Here is a 15,696-nt window from a genome sequence, read left to right as displayed (position 1 = left end):
ATTGATGTCCTCTTTCTGTCGTATGCTATCGAATGGTGCCAAGGGAGGCGAGCTGCTGCGCCAGGAAGTTACTCGTCGTACTCATGCCCGAGAGCGTCACGTCGAGCGTCGAATATTGCCTGCGCAAGTCTTTTTCAGTCTGGGTCAGGCGCACATTGAGGGCCGCGCGCTGTTTGGCGATATCGGCCAGGCTGGCATTGATGCCGGCGTTCTTGCCGGGAATGGTGCCCTTGGCGCTGAGAAAACTGTCGATCAGTTCGGTAAATTGCGCGCCTACCCCTTTCGAGACATTCACGCTCCCGCGCTCGCCGATGACGCCGCCGCTCACTTTGACCTGGATGCCGGAACTGGCCGAGCCGGCGTCGCCGGTCAGGGTCTGGCCGCTGCCGGTGGCGAGCGCGCCGCCGATGGTGCCGGCCACGTCGAGTCCATCGACCACGGTCGGGGTGCCCAGCAGGCCGGCCGCGGCCGAGCCGCTCAGGCTGATTTTCGAGCTCGCCCCGTATTTGTTCGAGGTGATCGTGAAAATCCCGCTATCGTTCTTGACCGTCACTCCGGTGCCGCTGGTGGCGCTGGCGCCCGTCGCGCCGACCGCGCCGTTGATGATCGACTGTACATGGCTGGCCAGGCTGGCCGCCGTGTAGTTACCGGCCAGCAGGGTCGCGGTCGAGGTCACCCCGTTGATGGTCAGGGACAACTGGTCGTTGACGTCCTTGGTGATGCTGGTGCCGGCGGCGGTGCTGCCGGTGGCGCTGCCCTGGGTCGCCATCTGGGTGATCGTCAGGTTCTTGGTACCGACCGAGCTGTTGCTGGTGGAACTGACGAAGCTGACCAGGCTGTCGCTGGTCGAGCCGACCGTGCTGAGCAGCTTGGAGACGTCGTCCAGGTTGGTATCGATGGCTTTCTGCAGTTTGGTATTGTCGAGCTTGAGCGAGCCGTCCGGCTGGAACGATACGCCCAGTTGGCTCAGGCTGCTGATATCGCCATCCATGCCCGGCACTGGCGTAAAGAACATCTTGCGCAGGCTCGATTGCAGGTTGCGCGTGGTGGAGTCGCCCAGCAGCACGCCGGCGCCCTTGCCTTCGCTGGCCTTGGGCGCCGTGGTCAGGCCGGCGATGGTGCTGTTCAAGTCATTGTAGGACTTGATGAAGGCGTTGATCGCCGACTTGGCGCCGGTGCTGTCGCTGGTGATGCCGACCGTGCTGGTGCCGATCTTGAGGGCGCTGATGGTCACGCCCTGGATCGCTTCCGAGACATTGTTGCTGGGGCTGCTGATGGCGACGCCGTTGATGGTCAGCTTGGCATTTTGCGCCGTGCTGTTCTGCAGCATGTTCTGGGTGCCGTCGGCGCTGTAGCCGAGCAGGCTGTCGAGGGCGGGGTCGCCCGAGACGCCAATGCGCATGGCCGACGTTTCGCCGGTCTGGGCCGAGGTCAGCACCAGGCGGTTGGGGTTGGCGCCGCCGTCCGAAATGATGGTCGCGGTCACGCCCACGTTGGCCTTGTTGATGGCGTCGCGGATCCCTTGCAGCGAATTGTTGCTCGAATCGATGGTGACGGTGCGCGCCGAGCGCGTGGCGTCCTGGTCGAAGGCGGCGCCGGTGTAGGCGCCATTGGCCAGGGTGCCGCCGGTGATGCTGCCGAATTCGAAGGTGAGGGTGGTGGCCGCGCCGCTGCCGATCAGGGCGGTGGTGCTGGCCTGGCCGGCCGAGGTCAGGGTCTGCGCCTGCGACAGCTGGGTCACGTTGACGGCGTAGCTGCCCTTGACGGTATCCTTGCCGGCGGTCGCGGTGAGCACGCTCGATTCGGTCGAACTGGCGCCCACGGTCTTGAACTTGGTCGGGTCGGCCAGGCCGCTGACGGCGCTCTGGAATGAGCCCAATGCTCCGCTCAGGGTGCCATATGCGGACAATTTGGCGGCGTACGCCTTTTCCTTGTCCTGCATGGCGACGAAAGGCCGGCTCTCCGCCATCATCAACTTGTTGACGATGTCGTTGACGTCGATAGAGCCGCCTGAACTGACGGAAGAAATGGCCACGAACGCCTCCTGGTAAAAGCATGAATATACTAAGTTAACGGCATCTTCTATCCAGACTTTAGAGGGGTAATCCGCCGCTTGTTCGGTTTATGCCCGATTTTGCGCTTTACGCGGTCTGTCTGATGAGCAAGCCCTGCACTTTTTCCAGCGCCTTGCCGATTTCGAGCGCTTCGGCGGTCGGCATCTGGCGGATCACTTCCTTGGTGGTCTGGTCGATGATCTTCACCACCGTGCGCTGGCTGTCGGTATCGATTGAAAACTCGATATTGCGCGACATGGCTTGCATGGCCAGGTTGATCTCGCCGACCACCTTGCTCACTTCCCTGGGATCGGGCTCGGCCGCCTCTTTGACGGCCCCGGTCTTGCCGCTGGCGGCGGCGCCCGCCGTCCTGGCGCTGGCGGACGCGCTCTCGGGCGCGGCCGGGCGCAACGGAGGCGCCGCTGGCGCGTTGTCTAAGGGGCGAAGTTCCATGACCTGTTTCCTTTAACGAAAATTCCCCGGCGCCTGAACAGCGGCCGGGGAGGGCGACCAAGCGGGGCGGATCAGCCGCGCAGCAGGGACAACACACCGTTCGGCAGGGAGTTGGCCTGGGCCAACATTGCCGTACCTGCCTGTTGCAGAATCTGGCCGCGGGTCAGTTTCGCGGTTTCCGAAGCGAAGTCCGTATCCTGGATCCGGCTGCGCGAGGCAGACAGGTTTTCCGACGTCGATTCGAGGTTGGTGACGGCCGTTTCAAAGCGTGACTGCAGGGCGCCGAAGGAAGCGCGCTGGCTGTTGACGTTGGCCAGGGCCGAATCGAGCACCTTGAGTGCGTCCGATGCGCCCTTGGCGGTCGAGACGTCGATACCGGAAACGGTATTGAGCGAGGCGGCGGTGCCGGCGGCAATCGCGGTCGAACCGCTGCTGCCGACCGAGAAACCCTTGTCCGAGTTCATCGACACATAACCCATCGAGGTCGAGGTGGTGCCGGTGGCGACGGCGGCGGTGGTGCCGACGGTGCCGGCCGAATTAATCGCCCCCGCCGTGACCGATGCCGACGCGCTGTTGTTGGCCAGGGTAATGTTGTTGCCGGCCGAATTGGTCAGGATCAGGCCATCGTTGGTGCTGTTCATCTTGGCGGTGACGCCGGTCTTGGACGAGACATCGTTAAAGGAGCTGACGGCCGACGCCAGGCCGGAAGCGTTGAGCGCGGCGCCGACGGTGAAGGTGACGTTGGCGGCGGTGCTGTTGTCGGACGTGACGGCGAGCGAATACACGCCGCCGGCGGTCAGGGTCAGCGCTTCCTCGGTTTTGGCCGAGGCGGTCACGCCGGTGTTGGCGGTGGCGCCGTTGATGGTCGAGGCCAGCGACTGGGCGGTGTCGGTGGCGGTGACGGCGATGTTCGAGGTGGCCAGGCCTTGCAGGGCGAAGCTGCCGGCGGTGTAGGCGGTGCCGGTGGTGGCCAGGGTGGTCGGGGCCGCGGTCGAGGCTTCGTTGTTGCCGTAGTTATTGGTACGGAAGTTCGCGGTGGTGGCCTGGATGCTCTGGCCGGCGTTGGCGCCGACCTGGAAGGTGGCGGTGCCGAAGCTGCCGTCGAGCAGTTTCAAGCCATTGAATTCGGAAGTCTGGGCGATGCGGTCCGCTTCCGACAGCAGCTGGCCGACTTCAGCCTGGATCGCCTTGCGATCGCCGGCGGAGTTGGTGGCGTTCGAGGACTGGACAGCCAGTTCACGCACGCGCTGCAGGATGTTGCCGGTCGATTGCAGGGAGCCTTCAGCCGTTTGCAGCATCGATACACCATCGTTGGCATTGCGCTTGGCTTGATCCAGGCCGCGGATTTGCGACGTGAAGCGTTCAGAAATTGCCAGGCCAGCCGCATCGTCTTTTGCACTGTTGATACGCAAGCCGGAGGACAGGCGTTGGAGCGAGGTCGACAGGGCAGATGCCGAGGTGCTCAGGTTGCGTTGTGCATTCAGGGACGAGATGTTGGTATTGATGACGCTCATGGTATGACTCCTTGCAGATACTATTTATGCATGTTGGCTCCGTGCCGTTTGCCTTGGTGTGCCCCTTTGTGCCGGGACAATCACACCGCAGTCCTTATATGTAACGGATTGCGACGTGGAAAGTTTAGGGGGATTTCGGGTGAGTATTTTTTATTTTTGGCCTCAAGGCGCGCGTGGAGGCGGCGCCAGACGACAGCAATCGGCCAAACTTGAGGGCAATAAAAAAACTATTTGGCGCCGCGGGAACGGGGGCCAGGGAAGCGATGCGCGGCCTGAGTAGCGCGGTTCTATTGCATGTAAGGCAAGTTCTTACTGCGGAGATGACATTCCCCAGCCAGCCAGGGGCTGGCCGGGGATGTCAGGCGCTGTCGGCGATTAACCGCGCAGCAGGGACAACACGCCATTCGGCAGCGAGTTAGCCTGGGCCAGCATGGCGGTACCTGCCTGCTGGAGGATCTGGCCGCGCGTCAGTTTGGCTGTTTCCGAAGCGAAGTCGGTATCCTGGATCCGGCTGCGCGAGGCAGACAGGTTTTCGGAGGTCGATTCGAGGTTGGTGACAGCCGTTTCAAAGCGCGACTGCAGTGCGCCGAAGGAAGCGCGCTGGCTGTTGACGTTGGCCAGGGCCGAGTCCAGCACCTTGAGTGCGTTCGATGCGCCCTTGGCGGTCGACACGTCGATACCGGAAACGGTATTGAGCGAGGCGGCGGTGCCGGCGGCAATCGCGGTCGAACCGCTGCTGCCGACCGAGAAACCCTTGTCCGAGTTCATCGACACATAACCCATCGAGGTCGAGGTGGTGCCGGTGGCGACGGCGGCGGTGGTGCCGACGGTGCCGGCCGCGCTGATCGCTCCCGCCGTGACCGATGCCGACGCGCTGTTGTTGGCCAGGGTGATGTTGTTGCCGGCCGCATTGGTCAGGACCAGGCCATCGTTGGTGCTGTTCAGCTTGGCGGTAACGCCGGTCTTGGACGAGACATCGTTAAAGGAGCTGACAGCCGACGCCAGGCCGGAAGCGTTGAGCGCGGCGCCGACGGTGAAGGTGACGTTGGCGGCGGTGCTGTTGTCAGACGTGACGCCGAGCGAATACACGCCGCCGGCGGTCAGGGTCAGCGCTTCTTCGGTTTTGGCCTCGGCCGTGACACCGGTGTTGGCGGTGGCGCCGTTGATGGTCGAGGCGAGCGACTGGGCGGTATCGGTGGCGGTGACGGCGATGTTCGAGGTAGCCAGGCCTTGCAGGGCGAAGCTGCCGGCGGTGTAGGCGGTGCCGGTGGTGGCCAGGGTGGTCGGGGCCGCGGTCGAGGCTTCGTTGTTGCCGTAGTTGTTGGTACGGAAGTTCGCGGTGGTGGCCTGGATGGTCTGGCCGGCGTTGGCGCCAACTTGGAAGGTGGCGGTACCGAAGCTGCCGTCGAGCAGTTTCAAGCCGTTGAATTCCGAAGTCTGGGCGATACGGTCCGCTTCCGACAACAGCTGGCCAACCTCGGCCTGGATCGCCTTGCGGTCGCCGGCGGAGTTGGTGGCATTCGAGGACTGAACCGACAGTTCACGCACACGCTGCAGGATGTTACCGGTCGATTGCAACGAACCTTCGGCCGTTTGCAACATCGACACACCGTCGTTGGCATTGCGTTTGGCCTGATCCAGACCGCGGATCTGGGACGTGAAGCGCTCCGAGATGGCCAGGCCGGCGGCATCGTCCTTGGCGCTGTTAATGCGCAAGCCGGACGACAGGCGTTGGAGCGAGGTCGACAGTGCGGAAGCGGAAGTGCTCAGGTTACGTTGTGCATTCAGCGACGCGGTGTTGGTGTTGATGACGCTCATGGTATTACTCCTTGCAGATACTACTTATTCATGTTGGCAACTTGCCTTCGCTTTGGTCTGCCCCTTCGGTCCGGGACAATCACACCGCAGTCCTTATATATAACGGGTTACCTTCCGGAAAGTTTAGTGAATTGAGGCATGTATATTTTTTATTTTGGGCCTCAAGGCGCTCGCAGGCAGGGCGCCAGACGACAAGATTGGCCCAGACTTGAGGGCAAAAAAGAACTATTTGGAGAGGCGGGAAAAGGCGGGGGAGAACAGCGCCGGGCAGCGCCGGGCAGGGCGTGCGGCTGTATGCGTGAAAGGCAAGTTCTTACTGCGGAGATGAAACTCCCCAGCCAGCCAGGGGCTGGCCGGGGATGTCAGGCGCTGTCGGCGATTAACCGCGCAGCAGGGACAACACGCCATTCGGCAGCGAGTTAGCCTGGGCCAGCATGGCGGTACCTGCCTGCTGGAGGATCTGGCCGCGCGTCAGTTTGGCTGTTTCCGAAGCGAAGTCGGTATCCTGGATCCGGCTGCGCGAGGCAGACAGGTTTTCGGAGGTCGATTCGAGGTTGGTGACAGCCGTTTCAAAGCGCGACTGCAGTGCGCCGAAGGAAGCGCGCTGGCTGTTGACGTTGGCCAGGGCCGAGTCCAGCACCTTGAGTGCGTTCGATGCGCCCTTGGCGGTCGACACGTCGATACCGGAAACGGTATTGAGCGAGGCGGCGGTGCCGGCGGCAATCGCGGTCGAACCGCTGCTGCCGACCGAGAAACCCTTGTCCGAGTTCATCGACACATAACCCATCGAGGTCGAGGTGGTGCCGGTGGCGACGGCGGCGGTGGTGCCGACGGTGCCGGCCGCGCTGATCGCTCCCGCCGTGACCGATGCCGACGCGCTGTTGTTGGCCAGGGTGATGTTGTTGCCGGCGGCATTGGTCAGGACCAGGCCATCGTTGGTGCTGTTCAGCTTGGCGGTAACGCCGGTCTTGGACGAGACATCGTTAAAGGAGCTGACGGCCGACGCCAGGCCGGAAGCGTTGAGCGCGGCGCCGACGGTGAAGGTGACGTTGGCGGCGGTGCTGTTGTCGGACGTGACGCCGAGCGAATACACGCCGCCGGCGGTCAGGGTCAGCGCTTCTTCGGTTTTGGCCTCGGCCGTGACACCGGTGTTGGCGGTGGCGCCGTTGATGGTCGAGGCGAGCGACTGGGCGGTATCGGTGGCGGTGACGGCGATGTTCGAGGTAGCCAGGCCTTGCAGGGCGAAGCTGCCGGCGGTGTAGGCGGTGCCGGTGGTGGCCAGGGTGGTCGGGGCCGCGGTCGAGGCTTCGTTGTTGCCGTAGTTGTTGGTACGGAAGTTCGCGGTGGTGGCCTGGATGGTCTGGCCGGCGTTGGCGCCAACTTGGAAGGTGGCGGTACCGAAGCTGCCGTCGAGCAGTTTCAAGCCGTTGAATTCCGAAGTCTGGGCGATACGGTCCGCTTCCGACAACAGCTGGCCAACCTCGGCCTGGATCGCCTTGCGGTCGCCGGCGGAGTTGGTGGCATTCGAGGACTGAACCGACAGTTCACGCACACGCTGCAGGATGTTACCGGTCGATTGCAACGAACCTTCGGCCGTTTGCAACATCGACACACCGTCGTTGGCATTGCGTTTGGCCTGATCCAGACCGCGGATCTGGGACGTGAAGCGTTCCGAGATGGCCAGGCCGGCGGCATCGTCCTTGGCGCTGTTAATGCGCAAGCCGGACGACAGGCGTTGGAGCGAGGTCGACAGTGCGGAAGCGGAAGTGCTCAGGTTACGTTGTGCATTCAGCGACGCGGTGTTGGTGTTGATGACGCTCATGATATTACTCCTTGCAGATACTACTTATTCATGTTGGCAACTTGCCTTCGCTTTGGTCTGCCCCTTCGGTCCGGGACAATCACACCGCAGTCCTTATATGTAACGGATTACCTTCCGGAAAGTTTAATGAATTACGGCATGTATATTTGGATTTCGCGCCTCAAGTCCGCTGCGGACGCGGCGCTTGACGGCAGGCGCAGCGATAACTTGAGGGCCGAAAAAAGTCGTTTGGCGCCCGTTTATCGTCATGCAGCGCGGGCGCCGCAGGGCCAGGAAAACGGTGTCATTGATAAAATGCTATTTCCATACAACATTGTATTTATCGAAAACGGGTAAAATCCCGCCTGCAATTGCCATACAACATCACCCCTTTCGGAAAATTCAACATGGATGACAGCGACGATCCGCCGGACCAGACGGTCTCGCGCGTGGATTTTCTTGCCAATATTGCCTTGGCTACAGGTTTTCTCCTACCCCTGTGGGCGGCCATGAGCGGCAGCGGCGACGCCTACGCGGCCGGGCGCTTCATCGGTGGCAGCCTGGTGGCGGTCTTCCTGATCCTGGCGCTGCTCAAAGGCATCCTGAAAACCCACCTGCCGTTACGCATGGCCTGCGCCAAGCTGGCGGTCGCGCTTATCCTGATCCTGATATCGCTGGGTAAAATCGGCGCGATGAAGCGCGACATGGGCGCGATCCGCGCGGCGGGCCAGCAATTGGTGGCCACCATGAACGAGACGGGGGAAGCGGCAGGTCCGGCGGCGCCCGTGGCCGCCAGTGAAGAAGCGCGCCAGGTGGTGGCCTTCGTCAATGGCGCCGGCGCGCTGCTCAAACGGCAGGTGGCGGAGCGCGAATTGCTGGACAAGGAATTCGAGAAACTCGACATGAGCACCTTGCTGACCCCGGAGGCGCTGACGTCGCGCACGGGGATTGCCGCTTCGCGCGCGAAGATGGCGCGCTATGGCGAGCTGCTGATCCAGCGCGACCAGATGATCATTGCCTCGGTCGAGGAAGGGCGGGTCTACGTGCGCACGGCGAACGTGCCGGAACACTATCGCGGCAGCGAACTGGGTGCCGGAGCACAGGTGGGCGCCGAGACGCTCAAGCTCAATGCGCAGTTGACCGCGGTCGGCAAGGAATTCATCAAGGCGGTGGGCAAGGTGCTCGACTTCGCCCAGTCGCAACTCGGCAAAGCCAGCTTCCAGAACGGCAAGCTGATGTTTGCCAGCGAGCGCGACGTCGCCACCTTCCGGGCGCTGTCCAGGGAGATGGAAGGGATCGGCGTGCGCGAAGCGGCGGTGGTCGAACGATTCAACACGCATGTGGAAAAAACCAAGAAAGACGCCGCCCGCGACCTGGCACCCGCCAAGCGCTGAGCCGCCAGGACCCGCGCTCATTCCGAACAACACAGTCGGACAATCCGACGGCCGGGCTCAGACCTCCGACAACCGGGGTCTGACCTCTGATTAGAAACATTGTGAAATCTTGCGCCGCCCCTGGCGCTGGCACCGTCAGGATCGACGCTTTCATGGCCCTGGCGGCCATGAGGAGCGGACAGCGTCGCCACGCGCGGCGTTTCACTTATCGATTTTAAAGAATCAACATGGATACCAATCACAAGGCGCTGGAAACGCCGGAGCGCACCGTCAACAACGTTGCCAATCTCACCCTGGGGGCTGCGATTTTCCTGCCGCGCCTGGCCAGCCCCGGCGGGCAAAATCATGCGCAAATGGCCGGGCAATTGATGGGCGCCGTGATGGTGGCCGCCATCCTATTGGGCGCACTCCGGTTTTTCCTGAGAAAGCGCCCTGCGCGCCAGATGGTAATGGCCAAGTTCGTCGTGGCGTTTTTATTGTTCATCGCTGGCGTGGGCAATACCGTGGGAATGCATCGGGACGATGCGGCATCGCAATCTGCGCAGCGGCAACTGCTTGCCACGATGAGCCAGACGGGCGAACAAAGCAGTGCTGCGGCGCCCGCGCCTGCCAGCGAAGACGCGCGCGTGCTTGTCGCGTTCCTGGATGGGATGGGTGCAGTGCTCAAGCGCCAGATGGCCGACAATGATCGCTTGGAAAAAGAGTTCGGGAAGCTTTCCCTGACTGCGCTGACCCCGGAAAGCTTGACGTCGCGCAAGGGGATTGACCTTGCACGGGGGCAGATGTCGCGCTTCAGGCAACTCATCGATCAGCGCGATACGCAGGCCAAAGCCTGCGTCGAGGAAGGCAGGGAGTATCTGCGTACGACGCTCATCCCGGAACGCTATCGCAATATGGACATGAGCAAGGTGGCGCTGATTGGCGAGAAAACGCTCGAACTGAACGCGGAGTTATCCGCGGTTCAGAAGGAACTGATCGACAGGGTGGGCGCCATCCTCGATTTCGCGCAGCCACGACTTGGCAAAATCGAGCTTCAACAACATACGCTGGTCTTTTCCAGCGATGCCGACCTTGCCACCTTCCGCCGGCTGTCCGCGGCGCTGGACGATGCCGGGACACGGGAAGCAGCGGCGGGCGAAAAATTCGCTGCACACCGACAAAAAATCAGGAGCGACGCTATCACCAGCCTGTCGACGGGGCTGCACTGACACCGCACCCAATGCTTGCGACAGTCGCGGCGGGCGGCAGACCGTGGGTTTGACATGTTTCGAGTCGGAGCTCTGACCCCGGTTAAGAAATGTTTCGAGTCAGAGGTCTGACCCCGGTTAAGAAATGTTTCAGAGGCGGAAGAAGTCGGCGATCAGGAGGCGTTTCGATGGCTTGATTGCCAGTGCGCCCGCCGTGCCCGCGAACACCATGCAGTCGCCCGGCGTGTCGCGGTTGATCACGCCAGTGCCTTGCGAGACCGCGGTGTTGGCGCCAATCCGGCAGCGGCCGACGATGGCGCTGTTGGGATACAGGATCACGCCGTCCCCCAGCACCGGCGCCACGCCGTGGTTCTTGCCCACCGTGCTGTTTTGATACAGGACCAGATGGCTGCCGTACGTGGCCTTGGCCAGTACGATGCCCACCGAGTGCCCGATAAAAAATACCTCCGGCAAGTCGATCTCGTAAAACAGATCGATGCCATTGAGCGCCTTGTTGAGCAGGAACAGGCGCGTCACAACGCCCAGCCCTTCCTCGCTGCGGTCTTCACGCCAGATGCTGTTCGACAGGAAATACAAATACTGGCAATACTGGCTTGAATTGAGATGGTTGAATTGCCCCTGCGGCCACATCTTCACCTGGTCGATGCACCTTTGCAGCCGCGCCATCGCGGTGTCCCAATGCGTCGCGATAACGCGTTCCAGCGCGGCCGCTTCCATGCCCGGGAAAAACGTCGCGACCTGCTGGCACGTGTAAGCGATCACCTGTTCGTGGGCCATGTGCGGCTACTCCGCTGCCTGATAACGCATGTACACCAGCGCTGGCGCATTGCTGCCCGCCGCCGGGTCTTCGACCCAGGTGATTTGTCCATCCGCGCTGCTGCTGGCCAGCGGCACGCGCTTGACCTCGCCAAAGCCCGCTTTCTCGTAAAACGCCACCGCCGGGTTGTCCGAACGCACCCGCACCCACGCATCAGGAAGTCCCAGGCCGGCCCGCGCCCAGTGCAGCAGCGCCTGCAGCGCGAGCGTCATCAAGCCCTTGCGGCAGTCGCCGCCGCGCACGATGGCGTCCGCTTCCACATAGCCCTTGTCCCAGTCGATGAAGCCGAGCCCCACGTGGCCGACCGAGCGGCCGTCGAGGGTGTCGACCATGAACAGGATCTTGCCCGGATCGCGCGCCACCGCGGTCGCCAGCCAGTTGGCGGTGCGCGTTTCGTGCGAATCGAATTCGGTCAGGAACGACGTGACGAAGCGGTTACGCCACTCGCTGAGCAGGCGCGCGTCGTCCAGGTTGATGCGGTCGCTCGCCGTGGCGATCGGGCGCAGCACGGCTTCGACCGGCTGGCCCACCGGGATCACCAGGTCCGACCCGGCGCCGGCCGCCTGCTTGAAGGCGGCGAACAAGGCTTGCCCGCTCATGCCGTTTTCCCGGCGGCCGGCGCCCCGGCAAAGTACAGGCCGATCTGGCGGCACACTTCATCGACCAGGGCCAAGTCCATGCGCGAGTGCAAGGGCAGGGACAGGATTTCATTGCCGACCCGGTCGGTCACGCTCAGGTCGCCCGCGCGGCAGTTTTTCCATAGCGAGAACCAGTGTCCCGGCTGCCAGTGGATGCCGGTATCGACGCCATTGTCCTTGAGGAACTTGCGCAGCGCATCGCGATCCTCGCCCGGCACCCGGATGTAATAGAGGAAGGGGTTGACGTCGGCAAAGTTGGTCAGCGGGGTGCGCACCTGCGCGATCCCGGCCAGCAGCGCGTTGTATTTGATGCAGGCGTCGCGCCGGCTGCTGGCGATCAGGTCGAGCTTGGACAGCTGGGCCAGCCCGATGGCGGCGTGCATATTGAGCATGTGGTAGCGGTAGCCCACCCGTTCGACGTCGAAGGTCCAGGCGCGCTGGTTCTGGTACATCACCGAGGCCGGCTGCTGCATGCCCAGCAGGCGCAGTTCGTGCACCATGGCCAGTTCTTCCCTGGTTTTCACGACAATCGTGCCGCCGTCGAGGCAGGTGATGGTTTTCACCGGGTCGTGGCTGAACACGCAGATGTCGGAGAAGCTGCCGACCGGCTTGCCCTTGTATTTGGACCCGAAGGAATGCGCGGCATCGTGGATCACCCTCAGCTTGTGGGTGGCGGCAAATTCGGCGATTTCATCATGATCGCAAAGGATGCAATCGTAATCCATGACGATGATGGCTTTTGTCTTGGCGGTGACGAGCTTGGCAGCGGCTTTCATGTCGATCGCCAAGGTATCGTCGAGGCAATCGCAAAACACGATCTCGGCGCCGACCCAGGAAATCGCCTGGAAGTCGGCCGAACAGTTAAACGACGACACGATCACTTCATCGCCCGGGCCGACCCCGGCCACCAGCAAGGCCACGTGCAGCCCGGCCGTGCCGGTGCTCAGCGCCGCCACGTAGCGTTCTTCCGTGCCAAGGATTTCCTTGACCTTGTTTTCAAAGCCGGACACGTAGCTGCCCATGCCGAGCCAGCCCATTTCGAGCGATTCGCGGCTGGCGTCGATTTCTTCCTTTTCGATCAGCGGCTTAAAGACGGGGATCATGGCATTCCTTCACAAAGCAGATTAAAAAGTTCAGGGTCAGAGGTTCAGGGTCAGGGCGAGGGTGCGTGCGGCCAGGGTCGGCCATGCCCGGTCAGTGTCGGAGATCTTGCGCGCCGCGCAGGCGGGCCAGGGAATGTTCAGTGCGGGGTCATCCCAGCGCAGGCCGCGCGCGGAAGCCGGGCGGAATGGCGCGCTCATCTGGTAAAAGACTTCGGTATCCGCTTCCAGGCTCTGGAAACCGTGCGCCATGCCGGCCGGAATATACAACTGGCGGCGGTTCACGGCCGACAGTTCGGTGTGGAAGGCCTTGCCGTAGGTCGGGGAGCCGGGCCGCAGGTCGACGATGGCGTCGAAGATGGCGCCGCGCGTGACCCGCACCAGCTTGATTTCCTGGTCCGGGGCCATCTGGAAATGCAGACCGCGCAGGGTGCCCGGGTAGGGGTTCCACGACACGCTTTGCTGCACGAACCGGCCCGCCAGGCCGTGCCGCGCAAAATCTTCCTCGCAGACGGTGCGGGCGAACAGGCCGCGCTCGTCTTCCACCGGGTCGATATCGATGAGAAAGGCGCCAGCCAGCGGGGTGGGGTGAAATTGCATCAGGCCACCACGTGGATGTGCGGGTTGGCCAGCAGGAATTGCCCGCCCCAGTCGCGGATGCCGGCCATCTGGGTCATCAATTCGTCCTTGATGTTCCACGGCAGGATCAGGAGGTAGTCGGGCCGCGTTTCGAACACAGCCGCGGGCGCGCGCACGGGAATCCGGCTGCCCGGCAGCAAGCGGCCTTGCTTGGCGGGGTTGCTGTCGACGACGTAATCGATGATGTCGGCGCCGATGCCGCAATAGTTGAGCAGGGAATTGCCCTTGGCGGCGGCGCCATAGGCGGCAATCGTCTTGCCCTCATCCTTGGCGTCGATCAGGAAACGTTGAAGTGCGCGCTTGGTGGCGCGCATGCGCTCGCCGAAACCGGCGTAGGTGTCCAGGCGCCCCAGGCCGGCTTCCTGTTCCAGCGCCAGGCAAGCTTCCACCTGCGCGCTGGTCGGGTGCGATGCCGTTTGCAGGCAGGCGTGCACTCTCAGGCTGCCGCCGTGGGTGGGCAAGTGCGCGATGTCGAACACGCGCAGGCCGGCGCGCGCGAACACCGGCATCAGGGCCAGCAGGGACAGGTAGGAATAATGTTCGTGGTAGATCGTGTCGAATTGCTGGTCGGCGATCAGGCGCAGCAGGTGGGGAAACTCCAGGGTCACCACCGCCTCCGGTTTCAGCACGGCCGGCATCGCGCCCACGAAATCGTTGAGGTCGGGCACATGGGCCAGCACGTTATTGCCCAGTAAAAGGTCGACCCGTTCGCCCTGGGCCGCGAGCGCGCCGGCCGTGGCGCGGTTGAAGAACAGTTCGCGCGTGTCGATGCCGCGCGCGCGCGCCGCCGCCGCCGTGTTGCCGCTCGGTTCGATGCCGATGCAGGGAATCCCCGCTTGCTGGAAATACTGCAGCAGATAGCCATCGTTGCTGGCGATTTCCATCACGCGGCTCGCGCCGTTCAAGCCCAGGCGCGCCGTCATCTGTTCCACGTAGGCGCGCGCGTGCGCCAGCCAGCTACTGGAAAACGAGGAAAAGTAGACGTAGTTGGCGTGGAAGTGCAGCTCGGCGCGGGTCGTGTCGGCCAGTTGCACCAGCCAGCACTGGCCGCACACCATGGCGTGCAGGGGATAGAACATTTCTCCCTCGGCCGCCTTGTCCGGCTCGACAAAGGCGTTCGACACGGGCGACAGGCCCAGGTCGGCAAAGCTGTGGTGAAGCGCGGCGCCACAGGCGCGGCAGGAGCGGACGGGGCTGTTCATGCGCAGAAATGTTCCAGTTGCTGTTCGGTAAAGGCGCGCGCGCCGCCGGGGTCGCGCGCGGCGGCGGCGTACCACGCGGCCGTCTGTTCGATGCCGGTCGCCAGCGGCCAGCGCACCTGCCAGTCGAGCTGCTGGCGCGCCTTGCTCGAATCGAGGTAGAGCAGGGCGGCTTCCTTGGCCGTGTGCTGGTCGCCGTCGAGGCGCCAGGCCAGTTGCGGCCAGTGCGCCTGCAAGAGCGTGAGCAAGGTGGCGACCGACAGGTTGTCGGCGGCGTCCGGGCCGAAATTGTAGGCGCCGGCGCAAGACGTGTCGCCGCCGAGCAGACGGGCGGCCAGCAGCAGGTAGCCGTGCAGCGGTTCGAGCACGTGCTGCCAGGGCCGGGTGGCGTGGGGACTCCTGACCGGCAGCGCGCTGCCCTGCTGCATGGCGCGCACCGCGTCGGGAATCAGGCGATCAAGACTCCAGTCGCCGCCGCCGATGACGTTGCCCGCGCGCGCGGTGGCGATCAGCGGACCGCCGGCGGCAAAAAAGCTGCTGCGGTAGCTGTGCGCGACCAGTTCGGCGCCGGCCTTGCTGGCACTGTAAGGATCGTGTCCGCCGAGGCGGTCGTTTTCGCGGTAACCCCAGGGCCAGTGCTGGTTTTCGTAGCATTTGTCGGTGGTCACCACCAGCGCCGCGCGCGCACTGGGGCAGGCGCGCAGCGCTTCGAGCACATGCACGGTGCCCATCACGTTGGTCGACCAGGTTGACACCGGATCGGCGTAGCTGTGGCGCACCAGCGCCTGGGCCGCCAGGTGCAGCACCAGCTCGGGCGCGGCATCGATCATGGCGCGCCTCAGCGCGGCCTGGTCGCGCACGTCGGCGATGTGGTGGCGCTCCAGGGTGTCGCCCACCCGCGCCAGTTCGAACATGGTCGGCGTGCCGGCCGGGGCCAGGGCATAGCCGGTGACCCGCGCGCCGAGGCGCGCCAGGAACAGGCACAGCCATGCGCCCTTGAAGCCGGTATGGCCGGTGACGAACACGCGCCGCCCCTTGAAGGCGAGCGCCAGCGCATCCAT

14 protein-coding genes are annotated in these 15,696 nt (G+C 63.5%); 3 read left to right on the top strand and 11 right to left on the bottom strand.

Annotated elements, in window-relative coordinates:
- Nucleotides 1–25: 25 nt before the first annotated feature.
- The 5 genes from fliD to IV454_RS00625 form a co-directional block, all read right to left on the bottom strand.
- Entirely contained in the window at nucleotides 26–2,035 is a 2,010-nt protein-coding gene (gene fliD, locus IV454_RS00645; RefSeq protein WP_206089746.1) for a flagellar filament capping protein FliD, read from the bottom strand.
- 106 nt (nucleotides 2,036–2,141) lie between these two features.
- Nucleotides 2,142–2,507, bottom strand: coding sequence for a flagellar protein FlaG (locus IV454_RS00640; protein ID WP_206089745.1), 366 nt, complete (start codon nucleotides 2,505–2,507; stop codon nucleotides 2,142–2,144).
- Between the two features lie 71 nt (nucleotides 2,508–2,578).
- A complete protein-coding gene (locus IV454_RS00635) occupies nucleotides 2,579–4,021 on the bottom strand; it encodes a flagellin N-terminal helical domain-containing protein (protein ID WP_206089744.1) in 1,443 nt (480 codons plus the stop codon).
- Nucleotides 4,022–4,396: 375 nt separating this feature from the next.
- Nucleotides 4,397–5,839, bottom strand: coding sequence for a flagellin N-terminal helical domain-containing protein (locus IV454_RS00630; protein WP_206089743.1), 1,443 nt, complete (start codon nucleotides 5,837–5,839; stop codon nucleotides 4,397–4,399).
- Between the two features lie 379 nt (nucleotides 5,840–6,218).
- A complete protein-coding gene (locus tag IV454_RS00625) occupies nucleotides 6,219–7,664 on the bottom strand; it encodes a flagellin N-terminal helical domain-containing protein (protein ID WP_206092491.1) in 1,446 nt (481 codons plus the stop codon).
- A gap of 123 nt (nucleotides 7,665–7,787) precedes the next feature.
- On the opposite strand from IV454_RS00625, the gene IV454_RS00620 reads away from it, so the two are divergent.
- The 3 genes from IV454_RS00620 (at nucleotide 7,788) to IV454_RS00610 (ending at nucleotide 10,242) form a co-directional block, all read left to right on the top strand.
- Nucleotides 7,788–7,997, top strand: coding sequence for a hypothetical protein (locus IV454_RS00620; RefSeq protein WP_206089742.1), 210 nt, complete (start codon nucleotides 7,788–7,790; stop codon nucleotides 7,995–7,997).
- 50 nt (nucleotides 7,998–8,047) lie between these two features.
- The gene (locus tag IV454_RS00615) at nucleotides 8,048–9,034 is read left to right on the top strand and encodes a hypothetical protein (protein WP_206089741.1); all 987 of its coding nucleotides are present in this window, start codon (nucleotides 8,048–8,050) and stop codon (nucleotides 9,032–9,034) included.
- Between the two features lie 227 nt (nucleotides 9,035–9,261).
- Nucleotides 9,262–10,242, top strand: a complete 981-nt coding sequence (locus IV454_RS00610) for a hypothetical protein (protein WP_206089740.1) — start codon at nucleotides 9,262–9,264, stop codon at nucleotides 10,240–10,242.
- A gap of 129 nt (nucleotides 10,243–10,371) precedes the next feature.
- Here the strand turns inward: IV454_RS00610 and IV454_RS00605 are convergent, their stop codons facing one another.
- From IV454_RS00605 to rfbG, 6 genes are read right to left on the bottom strand one after another with little or no spacing between them, the layout of a single operon-like run.
- Complete coding sequence (locus IV454_RS00605) at nucleotides 10,372–11,019, bottom strand: LbetaH domain-containing protein (RefSeq protein ID WP_229521980.1); 648 nt, start codon at nucleotides 11,017–11,019, stop codon at nucleotides 10,372–10,374.
- A gap of 6 nt (nucleotides 11,020–11,025) precedes the next feature.
- Nucleotides 11,026–11,658: a GNAT family N-acetyltransferase gene (locus IV454_RS00600; RefSeq protein ID WP_206089739.1), complete on the bottom strand. Its 633-nt coding sequence runs from the start codon at nucleotides 11,656–11,658 to the stop codon at nucleotides 11,026–11,028.
- Nucleotides 11,655–12,800 (bottom strand): DegT/DnrJ/EryC1/StrS family aminotransferase, encoded by a 1,146-nt coding sequence (locus IV454_RS00595; RefSeq protein WP_206089738.1) that lies wholly within the window; start codon nucleotides 12,798–12,800, stop codon nucleotides 11,655–11,657. Before IV454_RS00595 ends, IV454_RS00600 begins: the two co-directional genes overlap by 4 nt.
- A gap of 36 nt (nucleotides 12,801–12,836) precedes the next feature.
- Nucleotides 12,837–13,397, bottom strand: a complete 561-nt coding sequence (gene rfbC, locus IV454_RS00590) for a dTDP-4-dehydrorhamnose 3,5-epimerase (RefSeq protein ID WP_206089737.1) — start codon at nucleotides 13,395–13,397, stop codon at nucleotides 12,837–12,839.
- A complete protein-coding gene (locus IV454_RS00585) occupies nucleotides 13,397–14,638 on the bottom strand; it encodes a class I SAM-dependent methyltransferase (protein WP_206089736.1) in 1,242 nt (413 codons plus the stop codon). The genes rfbC and IV454_RS00585 overlap by 1 nt, the downstream gene beginning before the upstream one ends.
- Entirely contained in the window at nucleotides 14,635–15,696 is a 1,062-nt protein-coding gene (gene rfbG / locus IV454_RS00580; protein WP_206092489.1) for a CDP-glucose 4,6-dehydratase, read from the bottom strand. The genes IV454_RS00585 and rfbG overlap by 4 nt, the downstream gene beginning before the upstream one ends.

Source organism: Massilia antarctica (genome assembly GCF_015689335.1).
Classification (GTDB): domain Bacteria; phylum Pseudomonadota; class Gammaproteobacteria; order Burkholderiales; family Burkholderiaceae_D; genus Telluria_A; species Telluria_A antarctica.
This window is presented reverse-complemented; position numbering and strand designations above follow the sequence as displayed.

What these genes read in the sequence shown, in the direction of transcription:
- IV454_RS00640 (WP_206089745.1), bottom strand. Translation starts at nt 2,507, where the DNA reads ATGGAACTTCGCCCCTTAGACAACGCGCCAGCGGCGCCTCCGTTGCGC.
- IV454_RS00635 (WP_206089744.1), bottom strand. Translation starts at nt 4,021, where the DNA reads ATGAGCGTCATCAATACCAACATCTCGTCCCTGAATGCACAACGCAAC.
- IV454_RS00630 (WP_206089743.1), bottom strand. Translation starts at nt 5,839, where the DNA reads ATGAGCGTCATCAACACCAACACCGCGTCGCTGAATGCACAACGTAAC.
- IV454_RS00620 (WP_206089742.1), top strand. Translation starts at nt 7,788, where the DNA reads ATGAATTACGGCATGTATATTTGGATTTCGCGCCTCAAGTCCGCTGCG.
- IV454_RS00615 (WP_206089741.1), top strand. Translation starts at nt 8,048, where the DNA reads ATGGATGACAGCGACGATCCGCCGGACCAGACGGTCTCGCGCGTGGAT.
- IV454_RS00610 (WP_206089740.1), top strand. Translation starts at nt 9,262, where the DNA reads ATGGATACCAATCACAAGGCGCTGGAAACGCCGGAGCGCACCGTCAAC.
- IV454_RS00605 (WP_229521980.1), bottom strand. Translation starts at nt 11,019, where the DNA reads ATGGCCCACGAACAGGTGATCGCTTACACGTGCCAGCAGGTCGCGACG.
- IV454_RS00600 (WP_206089739.1), bottom strand. Translation starts at nt 11,658, where the DNA reads ATGAGCGGGCAAGCCTTGTTCGCCGCCTTCAAGCAGGCGGCCGGCGCC.
- IV454_RS00595 (WP_206089738.1), bottom strand. Translation starts at nt 12,800, where the DNA reads ATGATCCCCGTCTTTAAGCCGCTGATCGAAAAGGAAGAAATCGACGCC.
- rfbC (WP_206089737.1), bottom strand. Translation starts at nt 13,397, where the DNA reads ATGCAATTTCACCCCACCCCGCTGGCTGGCGCCTTTCTCATCGATATC.
- IV454_RS00585 (WP_206089736.1), bottom strand. Translation starts at nt 14,638, where the DNA reads ATGAACAGCCCCGTCCGCTCCTGCCGCGCCTGTGGCGCCGCGCTTCAC.
- rfbG (WP_206092489.1), bottom strand. Translation starts at nt 15,696, where the DNA reads ATGGATGCGCTGGCGCTCGCCTTCAAGGGGCGGCGCGTGTTCGTCACC.